The sequence below is a fragment of the Chitinophaga oryzae genome (genome assembly GCF_012516375.2).
Lineage (GTDB): Bacteria > Bacteroidota > Bacteroidia > Chitinophagales > Chitinophagaceae > Chitinophaga > Chitinophaga oryzae.
Genome location: NZ_CP051204.2, coordinates 6,629,062 through 6,642,957, shown reverse-complemented (window position 1 = coordinate 6,642,957; position 13,896 = coordinate 6,629,062). Strand labels below are relative to the sequence as shown.

At 53.1% G+C, this 13,896-nt stretch carries 12 protein-coding genes; 7 read left to right on the top strand and 5 right to left on the bottom strand.

All coding sequences use genetic code 11. The features are described from left to right. Nucleotides 1-40 precede the first annotated feature (40 nt). Both HF324_RS26025 and HF324_RS26020 read right to left on the bottom strand, forming a co-directional pair. Nucleotides 41-592 (bottom strand): RNA polymerase sigma factor, encoded by a 552-nt coding sequence (locus tag HF324_RS26025; protein WP_246269288.1) that lies wholly within the window; start codon nt 590-592, stop codon nt 41-43. Between the two features lie 94 nt (nt 593-686). Then, the gene (locus tag HF324_RS26020) at nt 687-1,319 is read right to left on the bottom strand and encodes a helix-turn-helix transcriptional regulator (RefSeq protein ID WP_168861204.1); all 633 of its coding nucleotides are present in this window, start codon (nt 1,317-1,319) and stop codon (nt 687-689) included. Nucleotides 1,320-1,541: 222 nt separating this feature from the next. Here HF324_RS26020 and HF324_RS26015 point away from each other — a divergent pair, with 222 nt between their 5' ends. The 3 genes from HF324_RS26015 (at nt 1,542) to HF324_RS26005 (ending at nt 7,396) form a co-directional block, all read left to right on the top strand. Further along, complete coding sequence (locus HF324_RS26015) at nt 1,542-2,744, top strand: efflux RND transporter periplasmic adaptor subunit (RefSeq protein WP_168861203.1); 1,203 nt, start codon at nt 1,542-1,544, stop codon at nt 2,742-2,744. Nucleotides 2,745-2,827: 83 nt separating this feature from the next. Next, nucleotides 2,828-5,992: an efflux RND transporter permease subunit gene (locus HF324_RS26010; protein WP_168805797.1), complete on the top strand. Its 3,165-nt coding sequence runs from the start codon at nt 2,828-2,830 to the stop codon at nt 5,990-5,992. Between the two features lie 24 nt (nt 5,993-6,016). Continuing rightward, a complete protein-coding gene (locus tag HF324_RS26005) occupies nt 6,017-7,396 on the top strand; it encodes an efflux transporter outer membrane subunit (protein WP_168861202.1) in 1,380 nt (459 codons plus the stop codon). Nucleotides 7,397-7,558: 162 nt separating this feature from the next. On the opposite strand, the gene HF324_RS26000 is transcribed toward HF324_RS26005, so the two are convergent. Beyond that, nucleotides 7,559-9,175, bottom strand: a complete 1,617-nt coding sequence (locus tag HF324_RS26000; RefSeq protein WP_168861201.1) for a DUF6138 family protein — start codon at nt 9,173-9,175, stop codon at nt 7,559-7,561. A gap of 247 nt (nt 9,176-9,422) precedes the next feature. Between HF324_RS26000 and chrA the strand changes: the two genes are divergently transcribed. Continuing rightward, nucleotides 9,423-10,751 (top strand): chromate efflux transporter, encoded by a 1,329-nt coding sequence (chrA, locus tag HF324_RS25995; RefSeq protein ID WP_168805792.1) that lies wholly within the window; start codon nt 9,423-9,425, stop codon nt 10,749-10,751. Nucleotides 10,752-10,818: 67 nt separating this feature from the next. Then, nucleotides 10,819-11,238 (top strand): DUF3995 domain-containing protein, encoded by a 420-nt coding sequence (locus tag HF324_RS25990; protein ID WP_168805790.1) that lies wholly within the window; start codon nt 10,819-10,821, stop codon nt 11,236-11,238. A 139-nt stretch (nt 11,239-11,377) separates the two neighbouring features. On the opposite strand, the gene HF324_RS25985 is transcribed toward HF324_RS25990, so the two are convergent. Together HF324_RS25985 and HF324_RS25980 are read right to left on the bottom strand one after the other, a co-directional pair. Continuing rightward, nucleotides 11,378-11,515 carry a hypothetical protein gene (locus HF324_RS25985; RefSeq protein WP_168861200.1) on the bottom strand — a complete coding sequence of 46 codons (138 nt, stop codon included), beginning with the start codon at nt 11,513-11,515 and terminating at the stop codon, nt 11,378-11,380. After that, nucleotides 11,502-12,011 (bottom strand): hypothetical protein, encoded by a 510-nt coding sequence (locus HF324_RS25980; RefSeq protein WP_168805786.1) that lies wholly within the window; start codon nt 12,009-12,011, stop codon nt 11,502-11,504. The genes HF324_RS25985 and HF324_RS25980 overlap by 14 nt, the downstream gene beginning before the upstream one ends. A gap of 138 nt (nt 12,012-12,149) precedes the next feature. On the opposite strand from HF324_RS25980, the gene HF324_RS25975 reads away from it, so the two are divergent. Both HF324_RS25975 and HF324_RS25970 read left to right on the top strand, forming a co-directional pair. Continuing rightward, nucleotides 12,150-12,890 (top strand): MarR family winged helix-turn-helix transcriptional regulator, encoded by a 741-nt coding sequence (locus tag HF324_RS25975; RefSeq protein ID WP_168861199.1) that lies wholly within the window; start codon nt 12,150-12,152, stop codon nt 12,888-12,890. An 8-nt stretch (nt 12,891-12,898) separates the two neighbouring features. Then, on the top strand, nt 12,899-13,840 hold the full coding sequence (locus tag HF324_RS25970; RefSeq protein WP_168861198.1) for a helix-turn-helix domain-containing protein: 942 nt from the start codon (nt 12,899-12,901) through the stop codon (nt 13,838-13,840). Nucleotides 13,841-13,896: the final 56 nt, after the last annotated feature.

Here is a 13,896-nt window from a genome sequence, read left to right as displayed (position 1 = left end):
TCTTTTTTCACAAAATCTACCAAAAGGAAATAAAAAAAATTTAAGGCTGTAACCGTTGGGGCTTTTTCAGGGAGGTATTGATAGCACGGGCTATGCGCGCAAGGGCGATGGCGAGTTGATTGTCAATGGTTTTGACGGAGATATCGAGGATTTCCGCAATTTCTTTGTAGCGGAGACCGTCTTCTTTGATCAGTTTGAAAATAATTTTGCAGCGGGGAGGAAGATCGCTGACGGCCTGCTCAAATTTGGCCAGCAGCTCGGCGCTGATCAGCTGTTCTTCAGGGTTGTAGTGTGGGCTCTCCATGTCCAGCTCCAGGGCGTCGAGGGAAAGCGCATTTTTTTTCTGTTGCTGCATCAGGTATTTAAGGGCCACGTTTTTGGTGCTCACGTAGAGATATACCCGCAGATTGTTGACTTCCGTGAGGCGGCGGCGTCCCTGCCATATATTAATAAACACATCGGACACTACTTCTTCGGCAATCTGTGCAGAGCGGACAAACGACCCGGCGAATTGTACCAGCGGTTCATAGAAATGCAGGAACAGCTCTTTATAGGCTGATTCGTCGTCATGTAAGCTGATACGGCGCTGCAATTCCTGTATGTTATTGGCCGGGAGCATCGTGGCATAAGCTGCTATGCGGCCAAGATAAGTTAAAAATCAATACCAGCCTTCAATATTGTCATTGTTAACCTTTGGGGCAGATGCGGTACGCACATCTCCTGGCGCCCGCCAGCAGGTGGTCCACACGCTCTACTTCCGCTCCTTCACCGATCACTTTCCGGAATGTCTCCAGCTCGGCGGAACAGAAATTCTGACAAACCTCGGCTGCCACGCAGATAGGGCAATGGTTCTCTATTAACATATATCCTTCTTCGTCTTTTTCCCAGGTAGCCATGTACCCTTCCGCGTCCCTGGTTTCTGCCAGCCTGCTGATCTTGCCTTCCAGCGTTGTTTCCCGGCTTGTCGCCTGCAGATACTTGTCCAGTCCCACTTTTTTGCTGCTTTCGATGACCGCCTGCAACGCTTCATCCCCCAGTGTTTCCCGGATAGTGTTGATCAGGCGCACCGTCAGCTCCGCATGCGAATCCGGAAAACGGGAGTTGCCCTTCTGGGTGAGCGCCCATATCTGTTGCGGCCTGCCACGTCCTTTTGCGACATTGGTGGCCTCCACCAATCCCTCGCTGCTCAGCTTCAGCAGCTGAAAACGTGCACCCTCCACCGTTATGTTAAGGGCTTCCGCTACGACCGACAGGGGCTGAGGCCCTCTCGTCTTCAATATCCACAATGCTCTCTCGTTCTCCTGCAAAATATTATTCATAATAAACAAAGTGTTTATTTGGTTTATTCGCAAATTTACTATTTTTGCATCAGATAAACAATTCAACGGCCGGAAATGCGCTCCTGTACTGACGAGGCGCTGGCGTCCAGCCTTCACTCCCGTGCCCATACAAGATTGGCAAGCAATTGCTGCTGCAGCCCACTGCCGCGGAATGGCATTGCCATGCTTTCATGCGCCGGTATCACATAAAACCATGTAACAATGCAAACAAATTTATCGTTCCAAACCGCAGCCCTGGCACTGCTTTCTTTATTGACAGCCTGCGGCGGCCATAAAGAGGCCGGTTACAGCAATGAACCGCAGCCTTATCCCGTGCTGACGCTGAAAACATCGGAAACGACCCTCTATATGGACTACCCCGCGACAGTACGCGGTCAGCAGAACATCGAAATACGGCCTAAAGTAGACGGCTACGTGGCCGGGATACTGGTAGACGAAGGCGCCACCGTTAAAAAAGGCCAGCTCCTCTTTAAAATAAACGCTCCCCAATACGAACAGGAAGTGCTCACCGCCCAGGCAGCCATCAAAAGCGCCGAGGCGGCAGTCAATACCGCCCGCATGCAGGTACGCAAAGTAACGCCGCTGGTGAAAAAAGAAATCGTCAGCAACTATGAACTGGAAGCGGCGGAACTGGCTCTCCAGGCCCGCGAGGCGGAACTGGCACAGGCAAAAGCCAGCCTGCAGAACGCCCGCGTCAACCTCGGCTATACTACCATCTACAGCCCGGCAGACGGCGTGATCGGCACCCTGCCCTATAAAATCGGCAGCCTCGTGGCGCCCGCCAGCGCCCAACCACTGACGGTCCTCGCAGACATCGCCAACGTACACGTCTATTTTTCCTTCACGGAAAAACAACTGCTGGACCTCGCCGGTACAGACGCCAATATCCCATTGGACGCTAAACTGAAACAACTGCCGCCGGTACAACTGGTACTGGCTAATGGCAACGAATACACGGAGAAAGGAAAAGTGGAAACAACCGGAGGCCTTATCAATAACGGCACCGGCGCCATCAGCATGCGGGCGGTATTCCCCAACAAAGCCGGCCTTATCCGCAGCGGCAGCAGCGCTACCATCCGTATCGTGCAGCCGGTCAGCAACGCGCTCATCGTACCAGCCAAAGCAACATATGAACTGCAGGGCAAAAAATTCGTTTACACCATCGACTCCGCCGGCGCTGCCCACTCCCGCGAAATCACGGTGAGCGACCGCTCCTCCGGCGACGTGTATATCGTCAGCAACGGCCTGCAGGCCGGCGATAAAATTGTTGCCGACGGCATCGGCTCCCTGAAAGAAGGAACGAAGATAAAACCTGTCGCCTCCGCCGCACCGGTGGCCGCCGCTGGCCCGGCGAAAACCGCTGTAGACCCCGGACTGAAGTCCGGCACTACGGCCGCCCAATAACTAAACGACCGTGGTTTAAATGTCACGGTACCGGCTATACGCCGGTACCTGTAGCTACTGCTTTGCCTTTTAAAAACAATTGTATGCTCAAGAAATTTATCGATAACCCGGTACTGTCTACCGTTATCTCCATCATCATCGTGATACTGGGCGTGCTGGGCCTCATGTCCCTGCCCATTTCACAATATCCTGAAATAGCGCCGCCCACCGTGGAAGTGACGGCCAACTACCAGGGCGCCAATGCCGACGTGGTGATGAAAAGTGTGATCATCCCGCTGGAAGAACAGATCAACGGCGTGGAACATATGACTTATATGACCTCCAAAGCGAGCAACGACGGCTCCGCGGTGATCACGGTCAACTTCAAACAAGGCACCGACCCCGACCTGGCCGCCGTCAACGTGCAGAACAGGGTGGCCAAAGCCACCGGTCTTATGCCGGCAGAAGTCATTAAAACAGGTATCACCACCACTAAAAAGCTGAACAGTGAAGTGTACGGTTTCCTGCTGTACAGCGAAAACAAATCATACGACGAGAATTTCCTCGACAACTATCTCCGCATCAATATCATCCCTGAACTGAAAAGGATCTCCGGCGTGGGCGATGTACAGGTATGGAGCGACCAGGCTTACTCCATGCGCATCTGGCTCCGGCCCGATGTGATGGCCTCCTACGGCCTGGTGCCCGACGATGTGATCGCCGCTCTCGCAGAACAGAACATCGAAGCGGCGCCCGGTAAACTGGGAGAGAACAGTAAAAAGACATTCCAGTACGTACTGAAATATACCGGTCGCCTTGAGCAACCGGAACAATTTGAAAATATCGTGGTCCGCGCCACGGCCGACGGGCAGCTGCTCCGCCTCAAAGACGTGGCAGACGTGGAGCTGGGCGCTTTCAACTACACCACCGACCTCACCGCGCAGGGGCATCCCTCGTCCGGTGGCGCTGTGAGCCAGACCGCGGGCTCCAATGCACACGAGGTGATTATACAGATAGAAAAGGTGTTTGAAAAGGCAAAGGCGAATTTCCCGCCCGGGGTGAAGCTGGCGGTCTTCATCAACGCGAACGATTTCCTCGACGCCTCTATCTCCAAACTGATACAGACCATCTTTGAAGCGTTTATCCTCGTGTTCATCGTGGTGTTTATCTTCCTGCAGGATTTCCGCTCTACGCTGATACCGGCCATTGCGGTGCCGGTAGCGATTATCGGGACTTTCTTCTTCCTCAAAATATTCGGCTTTACGCTGAACCTGCTCACACTGTTCGCCCTCGTGCTGGCCATCGGTATTGTGGTGGACGACGCCATCGTGGTGGTGGAAGCGGTACATGCCAAACTGGACCAGGGCGCCCGTTCGGCGCGGAAAGCCACTATGCATGCCATGAGTGAAATCAGCACCGCGATCGTATCCATCACCCTCATCATGTCGGCGGTGTTTGTACCGGTAACGTTTATCACCGGTTCGGCCGGCGTGTTCTACAAGCAGTTCGGGCTTACGCTGGCAGTGGCCATCCTCATCTCCGCGGTGAACGCGCTCACCCTCAGCCCCGCGCTCTGCGCCATACTGCTCAAACCGCACGGAAAAGACCATCACGTTAAAAAAAGTCTGCTGCAACGTTTTTACACGGCTTTCAACGCCGGTTTTACGGTGGTAACGGACAGGTATATACGTATCGTAAAAATACTGATCGCACGCAAGTGGCTGGCGCTGGGAGCTATCGCCGTATTCGCGGGCATCCTCGTGTTCCTTTTGAGGACCACGCCCACCGGCTTTGTGCCGAATGAGGATTCCGGCGCCATCTACGGCGATATTATTCTGCCACCGGCATCTACGCTGGAACAAACCACCAGGATCGCCGACCAGGTGGACAGCATCGCACGGTCTATGCCGGAAGTGGCAGTCACTTCCCGCCTTTCAGGGATGAACCTCATCAGCGGTTTCGGCGGATCATACGGCGCTATGTTCATCGCCCTCAAACCATGGAAGGAAAGGACCAAACCCGGTCAGGACATCAACAGCCTTGTGGGCAAACTGTTTGCGCAAACAGCCGGTATCAGGGGCGCACAGATCATCTTCTTCGCCGCGCCCACCCTCCAGGGCTTTGGTAACAGCAGCGGCTTCGAAATGCAGCTGCTCGATAAAACCGGCGGCAGTTACAAAGACTTCGGCGGTACGGTGAACAAATTCATGGAAGCGCTCAACAAACGGCCGGAGATCATGTACGCTGCTACGCCGTTTAACACCAACCTGCCGCAATATGAAGTACAGGTGGATGTGGCGCACTGTAAAGAAGCCGGCGTGGACGTAGGCGGACTGCTGCGTACGTTGCAGGGGTATCTCGGTGGTATCTACGCTTCTGACTTCAACCGTTTCGGTAAACAGTACAAGGTGATGCTGCAGACCAATCCCCGTTACCGTACAGAAGAGGCGGACCTCAACAAAATTTTTGTCCGCAACAACAAAGGGGAGATGGCGCCGGTGTCGGCTTTCCTGACATTACGTAAAACCAGCGGTCCTGAGTTTATCAACCGCTTCAACCTCTACACTTCCGCCGCCGTGACCGGAGCGCCCAATCCCGGTTACAGCTCCGGCGACGCCATCAGGGCATTCCGCGAGGTGGCTGCCAGCACGCTGCCAAGAGGAACAGACTTCGATTTCAGCGCGCTCACCAGGGAGGAAATATCCAGCGGCAGCCAGACATTGCTCATCTTCGTACTGTGCCTGTTGTTCGTGTATTTCCTGCTGAGCGCCCAGTACAGAAGTTATATCCTCCCGCTGGCAGTACTGCTGTCATTACCCATCGGGCTGGCCGGCGCTTTCATCTTTGCCCGTCTCGCCGGCCTGGATAACAATATCTTCCTGCAGATCAGTCTCATCATGCTGATCGGCCTGTTAGCCAAAAATGCGATCCTGATCGTGGAGTTCTCCATCCAGCGGCGCAGAAGTGGCCTGAGCCTGGTGCGTGCCGCTATTTCCGGCGCTGCGGCCCGTCTACGGCCTATCCTCATGACTTCCTTCGCTTTCATCTTCGGCCTGATGCCGCTGATGCTGGCTTCCGGCGTAGGTGCGCTGAGTAACCGCTCCATCGGTACCGCCGCCGTAGGAGGGATGCTGGTGGGTACCGTATTCGGCGTGTTTGTGATCCCGGCGCTCTTCGTGATGTTCCAGGCTTTGCAGGAACGCATAAGCGGCGCTGCTGTCAAAAAAGTAGAAGAACACGAAGAGGAGCCGGAAGAACTGGCCGTTTAATTTTCCTGAATCAAAAAAGCAACAATGACACATAAAAAATATATATGGCTGCTGGCGCTGGTAACGCTGGCAGCCGCCTGCCGGATCACACAGCCTTATAAATCACCGGAGACGGACGTCAACGGTTTGTACCGCGACCAGCAAAACAGTGACACCAATACCATAGCGGCACGGCCCTGGCAGACATTTTTTACCGATACCGCCTTACAACAGCTGATAGCCCGCGGTATCCGTGAAAACCTGGACCTGCGGATAGCGATGCAACGCATCGTAGCCGCGCAGGCTGCGCTGAAACAGAGCAAGCTGGCCTTCCTGCCCGATGTTAACGCCAACGCCTCTGTGAAACAGAGCCGGCTGGCCTTCCCGCAGGGATATGGCCTTATCACCAGCGCTACACAGTACGACGTAAATGGGACGGCGAGCTGGGAAGCGGATATCTGGGGTAAGCTGCGCAGCGGCAAAAGAGCGGCGCAGGCGGCCCTGCTGGGCTCCGTCGCGGCGCAACAGGCAGTGCAGAGCAGCCTCGTGGCAGATATCGCTGCGGCGTACTATTCGCTGCTGGCGCTGGACCAGCAACTGCTGGTACTGCAACAGACACTGGCCAACAGGGGAGAAGATGTGAACAGCATGAAAGAGCTGAAAGCCTCCGGCGTAGTGAACGGCGCAGCCGTAGTGCAGAGTGAGGCGAACCAATACGCCGCTGCCGTGGCCATCCCGGATGTGAAGCGGCAGATCCGTGAAACCGAAAACGCCCTCTCTATCCTGCTGGCGCTGCCTCCGGGACCCATTGCCCGTGGCAGCATGGCTACACAACAATTGCCGCAGGACATTGCTGCCGGTGTACCGGCGCAACTGCTGCAGTACCGCCCGGATGTAAAGGCAGCGGAACACGCTTTCCGTAATGCTTTTGAAAATACCAATATCGCCCGCACGGCTTTTTATCCTTCCCTCAATATCACCGCAGCAGGAGGTTTTACCAGCTTTGACCTCAGCAAATGGTTCACCGACGCCGGCCTGTTTGGCAACGTGGTAGGCGGACTGACACAGCCCATCTTCAACCGCGGCCTCAATAAAGCGCGGCTGGCCACTGCACAGGCCAAACAACAGGAAGCGCTGTACAACTTCAGCAAAACCATGCTGACAGCCGGAAAGGAAGTGTCAGACGCACTTTACTCGCTGACATCTGCCGGAGAGAAAAAAGAAAGCAGGGAAAAGCAACTGGCATCACTGGAGAAAGCGGTGGACTTTACAAAAGAACTGCTGCGTTACAGCTCCAGCACCAACTATACCGATGTACTAACGTCGGAACAAAATTTATTGAGCGCACAGATAGGAAGCATCAACGATCAGCTGCAGCAATGGCAGGCGGTGATTGCCCTGTACCGCGCGCTTGGGGGGCATTGATAAATGTCACGCAAAGGCGCAAAGCAGCAAAGAGCGCAAAGAAAGAAATAAGAAAGAAAGCAAAGGAGCGAAGATCAAATCGAATTGGTCTTCGCTCCTTTGCTTTCTCTGCTCGCTTATATAATCTTTGCGCTCTTTGCTGCTTTGCGCCTTTGCGTGACATTACAGTTCCAGTTTTTTCTTTCCTTTCCAGATGAACCACGCCAGATGCTCTACTTCATAAGATTCGAGCTTCAGCGATCTGACATAGTTTTTCAGCAGTTCCATATTCTCCGCTGTTTCCAGTGCTTTTAATTCTTTAATGGGTTTGATATCCTGTGCGCATCGCAGTATGTCCACGATGGAGGGAATCGTACCGGCGTTAATGCCGTGTTGCTGTATAAACTGTACCAGGAAATGGTTCTGTACAGACTGGTGTTCATCGTCTACTTTGTCGAGGTATTGTTGCAACAGCGGAAAATACTGCGCGTCCGCCAATGCCAGCCCGAATACGGCGTAGGTGCCTGGCCGTGCGCATTGTTCCGCTTCCACGTCGTTGTACCATTCGTACTCCTGGCGGATAGCCAGCTGTGCATATTTTTGCAGCTGCGGGTACAGGGCGGGGTATTGCAGCGCATTGGCGAAGAACCGTTGTGTGCCGGATTTCCCAAGTCCTTTAACGGGAAGCAGGTTTTTAGTTTTGGATTTGCATTTGATCTCGTAGCTGGGCGGAAAATCTTTTTCCAGCAGGTTGCAGATGAAGTCCAGCGCTTTACCGTAGGCAGCTTCCGTTTCATTCTTAAAGCTGATGTCGAAAGTGGCAAAGACGTCGTTGGCCGTACAGGTTACGTCTGGATCTTTGTATTGGCTGTCAGCAGTACTGAAGGTGCCGCTGCCGGTCTTCAGTATCTGTGTGGCTTTGGTGCTGCCCAGTTCTTTTGCTTTTTCGATGAAGCCTACGCCGGTACTGCGGCTGTAGTTGGGCTCGAAGCGGATGATGGTCACGCCCGCGTATATCAGCAGGTCCAGCAGCTGTTCCGGTGGAGCGGGCCTTTCGTCGCCGTTTTTTAAAGTAAATTCCGGCAGTCCCCAGGAAGGCTTGTGTATGTTGTAATACGCCGGCAGGAACTTTTCTTCGGCCCATGTCCGCAGGGCGTAGGTGATATGATGCTGATGTTGTTGCAGTTTATCTTTACTGTGTTTATTGAGCGTCCGGATCTTTTCGAAGACGGCGATCACGGCGGGCACGTCTGTCTCCGGGTACAAGGCGGGGTTGATCAGGTGTTTGGCAAGGAAAAATGTTTCCAGCTCTTTGGTGGGATATTGCCCTTCGTTGATTTTTTTAGCGAGATACTGATCGATGGCCTGCAGCAGCTTTGTTTTTTTAGCCTCGCTGGTGGTGTGCAGCACCGGCAGTTTATAGAACTTGCCGTCGATCCTGAATTTGCCATCTACCTCGAATTCGTAATCCAGTACCGGCTTATCGTCGTAGGAGCTGTACAGCTCCTTCAGCTTTTCCTGCAGCAGTGGCAGCATTTGATCGATGTCTGCTTTGGTGAGCGGGGCATCGGGGAAGTGGGTGCCTTCATACTCCACGTCCGGGCGGTCTTCGCCCATGCCATCCATAAAACAATGCACTTGTCCGTTGTAGTAGAAAAAGCGGACATAATCGTGTACGCCTGCCTGTAAGGTAGTACGGCGTACAATATTGGCGGAATCTGTTTTTTCGTCCATTTTTTGCAGCAATTGGCTTACTGCGGTGGTGATATCACTGACAATCGTCTCCAGGCGTTTATCCATGAGGGTTAATTTAAATGACAATGTTGAATTTGTGGCCGCAAATTAACGAAAAAAGGGGGATTGAAGGTTGCATAAGGGGTGGGTATTTTGTATCTTTACGGCTTCTCAAAAAGCCATGTGTGGCAGTCTGTAACAGCATGATTTTCAATATAATCTGATAATATATAGTTGTTTTTTAAGCCATCTGTTTCAACAGCAGGTGCAGGGTGTTTTTTGGGGTACGGTTTTGAAAAACGATGCAAGAGATATGAATGTGAACAATCATCAGCAGCGGCCTTCTTTCAGGGAGGCGCTGAAGTTCTGGTTTAAACTGGGATGGATCAGTTTTGGCGGTACGGCGGGCCATATTGCGATTATGCATGAATACCTGGTAGACCGCAAGAAGTGGATCAGTAACAGCCGCTTTCTGCATGCCCTTAATCATTGTATGATATTACCCGGTCCGGAGGCGCAGCAGCTGGCCACTTATGTGGGCTGGCAGTTGCATGGCAAAAAAGGCGGGCTGGCTGCGGGTATCCTGTTTGTGCTGCCGTCTATGTTTATCCTGTTGGGTTTAAGTATGATGTATGTATTGTATGGGAATGTGCCCTGGATATATGCGATGTTCAACGGGTTGAAGCCGGCGGTGGTGGCTATTATTATCCTGGCGATGATCAGGGTGGGACAGAAAGCGCTGCATACGCCGTTGCATTATGTGCTGGCTGCGGTGGCTTTTGTGTGCATATTCTGGTTCAACCTGTCCCTGCTGGCAATCATCGCTGGCACTATCGGAATGGCGCTGCTGCTGCGGTATCTGTGGCCTTCGCTGGTAGAGCGGGATATACATCACGAAGAGGCGATGGCGGCGGAAGAGCAGGGGTATTACCTCAACAAATATACGAAAACGCCGGCGGCCGGTAATGTGTTGCTACAGCTGGGTAAACAGATAGGCGTCGCCCTGTTGTTGTGGGTATTGCCTTTTGCCCTGTTTTTCCTGCTGGCGGAAGATTTCCGCTTCTGGAAAGGCATGGTGCTGTTTTTCACGCAGACGGCGTTGGTGACGGTGGGCGGGTCTTATACGGTATTGCCGTATGTGGCGCAGTTTAGCGTGGGCAAGCTCAACTGGTTGAGCAATATGCAGATGATCGACGGTTTTGCGTTGGCGGAGACGACGCCGGGGCCGCTGATCATCGTGCTCTCTTATGTGGGCTTTATGGCCGGTTATAATCATTTTGGCGGGTCGTTGTGGATGGGTACTCTCGGACTGCTCACTACCACGTTTTATACTTTTCTGCCCTGCTTCCTGTTTATTTTCGCCGGTGCGCCGCTGATCGGGAAAACGCAGGAGAATAAGTCGATCGCCGGAGTGCTGGGCTTTGTCACCGCCGCGGTGACCGGTGTTATCCTGAACCTCACCATTTTCCTGGGAAAGGATGTGTTGTTTCCCGGCGGGGTAGCCCTTGCGAACCTGGATTATCCGGCTTTGGGCTGGATGCTGTTGTCGCTCTTCCTGCTGATACGCTACCGGCTAAACGTAGTTTACCTGATCGGTATGAGCCTCTGTTATGGTCTGGTGCATTACCTGCTGACAAAATAAAATATCCTGATAATTATCAGGCGGGCGTGTGCCGGCAGTACCTACATTTGTGGTATAATCTTGTCGTATGTTACTACCTGCTGTGGTGGCGGCCACTATCCTGGTTGTTCTTTCCGCTATACATTTTTACTGGGCTTTCGGCGGCCGCCGGGGTATGGGTGAGGCCCTGCCGGTCAATGCCGCCGGAGAACTTATGTTAACGCCCGGTGCGGGCGGCACTTTTATCGTAGCGTTGGGGTTGCTGTTTTTTGCGTTGGCGGCGATCGGTAATACCGGCGCTTTTGATGCATGGGTAAGCCGTCGCCTGATCATGTGGACTACCCGTGGTGTCGCCGCTGTCTTTGCGTTGCGGGCGATCGGCGACTTTAAATACGTGGGCCTCTTCCGCAAGGTAAAAACAACGCCCTTTGGCCGCAGGGACATGCGTTATTTCACACCGTTGTGTATAGTGCTGTGTGTACTCTGCCTGCTGGCCGCCTGGCAGTAATGTGCCTGCCGTGGGCCACCTCGCCGTTAAACGGAGCATCCTTGTTCCGGTATTTATTGTAGGGAGATGGAAGAGCACTGTTTTACAGGGCTTTCAAGATGATGAAACGGTTACAACGGGCCCGTTGTATTTTTCGTCTTTACTTTTCCGGCAGCGGCGTGAAGGCTGACAGCAGCTCCTGCAGCAGTTGTGCCGTTTCCGTTAATAAATCGGCCAGGAGCAGCGCCGGCAACTCTGCCAGGCTGATGACCACCGCGAGAATACTAAAGTTGTGCATCGTAGAATTTACGGTAATAAGCGAATTTTTGCGTCATGTTCCTGCGGGTCTCCGGCAGCCCTTCCGTCGCCAGTTTTTTGAACCAGCTGAGCACCGTGTCGCTGAACTGATCGTAGCCCTGTGAATAAGTGATGGCGTCGGTCAGCGCTACAGTAGCGTCGTCGTCCTGTTGCCAGTAAACGGCGATCGCCTGACACAGACCGGTAGCCAGTGCCGGATCGTAACATTTCTTCAGACAATGTGCCACCGCGGCAGCCCTGTCGGGATAATTCATCAGCATAAAAAACAGAAAATGTTTGAGCGCGGTCATCTCTGCCGGTTCCAGCCGGAGGGCTGCCAGATCGGGCCGGTGGACCAGCTGCTCCGCGCCGGCGGGATCTTCATACCTGTTCAAAGCATGCCGCTCCAGCAATGCCGCCAGATCGCCAAGCGCCTGGCTGGCCCGTGCCGGCTCCGCCTGGCTGTCGGTCATCAGTTGTTCAAGTGGTGCCTGCATAAACTATTTATTACGGTTCCGTTCTTTATCTTTACAAAGAAAGCACAAAATTCCGATAAAAACAACGAAATCGTTTTTAATTATAACGAAATCGTTTTATTTTAAAATACGTACTTTTTTAATAAAATCTTTCTAAAGATGACGCCTTTAGTGGAACTGATCACAGCATGGGAAGCATATGCCGGTCAGGCTGACAAGCCTGCGGTGGCGGACTTTTGCGCACATTATATGCGGAAGCAGGCAAAAAAGAAGAAGGAGAAGACCACTGAACCGCCGCCGGACATGGACGGCCTCATCTCCGAACTGGTCGGCAGAATGAGCGGTATGCACACCATCTACGCTAAAATCATGATGAAAGAATGGCCGGACATCGAACTGGAGTGGTTTTACCTGCTCAACATCATCAAATACAAAAAAGAAGCAAGGAAAACGGATATTATCAGTCTCTGTATGATGGAGCAATCCACCGGTATCGACATTCTGAACAGGATGAAAAAGAAGGCGCTGATCACGGAGAAGAATGACCCGGCCGATAAGCGGGCGAAGCTGATCAGCATCACCGACAAAGGCAATACCCTGCTGCGCAAAATCGGCAGCAGCCTGTTCAAAGTCTCCTACATCCTGTACCACGATGTGGAAGAAGAAGACAAGCAGGCGCTCATCCGCATTATGGGGCAGGTGCATAGCCGCACCCGCCCGCTGCTGGCAGAAGGCAAACAGCGTAAAATTGACGACATGCTCGCAGAACGGTACGGAAAGGCGGCGCTGGCAGACGTGGAAGAAGGTTTCGACCGCCTGGTGAAGCAGCGGGAAAAGATGCTGGCCGCCCGGAATAAAGAGGAGCCCATAGATAATATCATCCGGTCATTGTATAAATAAACAGCAACATGCCTGCCCGTTCATCTCACAAGGAAATTCCGCAATACGGACTGGAAGCTTCCCGGCAGCTGCACCGCCTGCCCGGCGATGCTTCTGCGTTTGGATACAATAATCTTGCTGCTGCCGCACGGATAAAAGGTTTTGAACTGTATTCCAGTGAAGGGGTGCGCGCACAGATGGGACCGCTGAAATCGGATTATTACCGCATCAGCATCTCTGTGCGCGGCATCACGGAAATACAACTGGGGCTGGAAGATTTTACACACGGCATTGGCACCATCAGCTTTACTTTCCCGGGACAGATCTTTAGTAAGCGGGGCCTGAGCGATGATGCATTTGGTTATTATCTGCTGTTTGAGCCCGGTTTTCTGGAAGATATAATTGCCCCCGACCGTATTCCCGAAGAGTTTCCCTTCTTCGCTTTTGCCGGCGTGCCGTTTATGCAGTTGACGCCTGCCGAACTGGACATTACAGTGGACTTCGCACAACGGATGAATGCAGAACTGCAAAGGCACCAGCCCGGCCATGATAAAGCGATACGTATGTACCTGTATCTGATGCTGCTGGAGCTGAAGCGCGCCTATCTGCGGCAGGGCTTCGATCTGGCAGAGAAGAACGATAAGCCCGCCTGGCTGGTGCCGCGTTATAAGAAACTGGTCAGCGAACATTTTCTCACCAAAAGAAAAGTGGCAGACTACGCAGCCATGCTTGGCGTAACGCCCAACCATCTGAACAGGGCCATCCGCGAGCATACCGGTCACACCGCCTCTGAAGCCATTGCAGATATGCTGGTGCGGGAGGCCAAAGCGGCCCTGCGTTACACCGATACCACCATCGCTGGTATCTCGGATCAGCTGCAGTTCAGCGACCCTGCGGGCTTTAACCGTTTCTTTAAAGAGAAGACGGGCGTTACGCCGCTGGCTTTCCGGAAAAATGCAGTATCCGGTTAATTTAATGCAGTATCGGGTTAACAACTCCCCGCCTTTTATGCGCCAATTTTACAGCA

Bases quoted from the DNA above. Each gene is read 5' to 3' on its own strand.
- HF324_RS26020 (WP_168861204.1), bottom strand. From the start codon at position 1,319: ATGAATAATATTTTGCAGGAGAACGAGAGAGCATTGTGGATATTGAAG.
- HF324_RS26010 (WP_168805797.1), top strand. From the start codon at position 2,828: ATGCTCAAGAAATTTATCGATAACCCGGTACTGTCTACCGTTATCTCC.
- HF324_RS26000 (WP_168861201.1), bottom strand. From the start codon at position 9,175: ATGGATAAACGCCTGGAGACGATTGTCAGTGATATCACCACCGCAGTA.
- HF324_RS25985 (WP_168861200.1), bottom strand. From the start codon at position 11,515: ATGCACAACTTTAGTATTCTCGCGGTGGTCATCAGCCTGGCAGAGTTG.
- HF324_RS25980 (WP_168805786.1), bottom strand. From the start codon at position 12,011: ATGCAGGCACCACTTGAACAACTGATGACCGACAGCCAGGCGGAGCCG.
- HF324_RS25970 (WP_168861198.1), top strand. From the start codon at position 12,899: ATGCCTGCCCGTTCATCTCACAAGGAAATTCCGCAATACGGACTGGAA.
- HF324_RS26015 (WP_168861203.1), top strand. From the start codon at position 1,542: ATGCAAACAAATTTATCGTTCCAAACCGCAGCCCTGGCACTGCTTTCT.
- HF324_RS25975 (WP_168861199.1), top strand. From the start codon at position 12,150: ATGACGCCTTTAGTGGAACTGATCACAGCATGGGAAGCATATGCCGGT.
- HF324_RS26005 (WP_168861202.1), top strand. From the start codon at position 6,017: ATGACACATAAAAAATATATATGGCTGCTGGCGCTGGTAACGCTGGCA.
- chrA (WP_168805792.1), top strand. From the start codon at position 9,423: ATGAATGTGAACAATCATCAGCAGCGGCCTTCTTTCAGGGAGGCGCTG.
- HF324_RS25990 (WP_168805790.1), top strand. From the start codon at position 10,819: ATGTTACTACCTGCTGTGGTGGCGGCCACTATCCTGGTTGTTCTTTCC.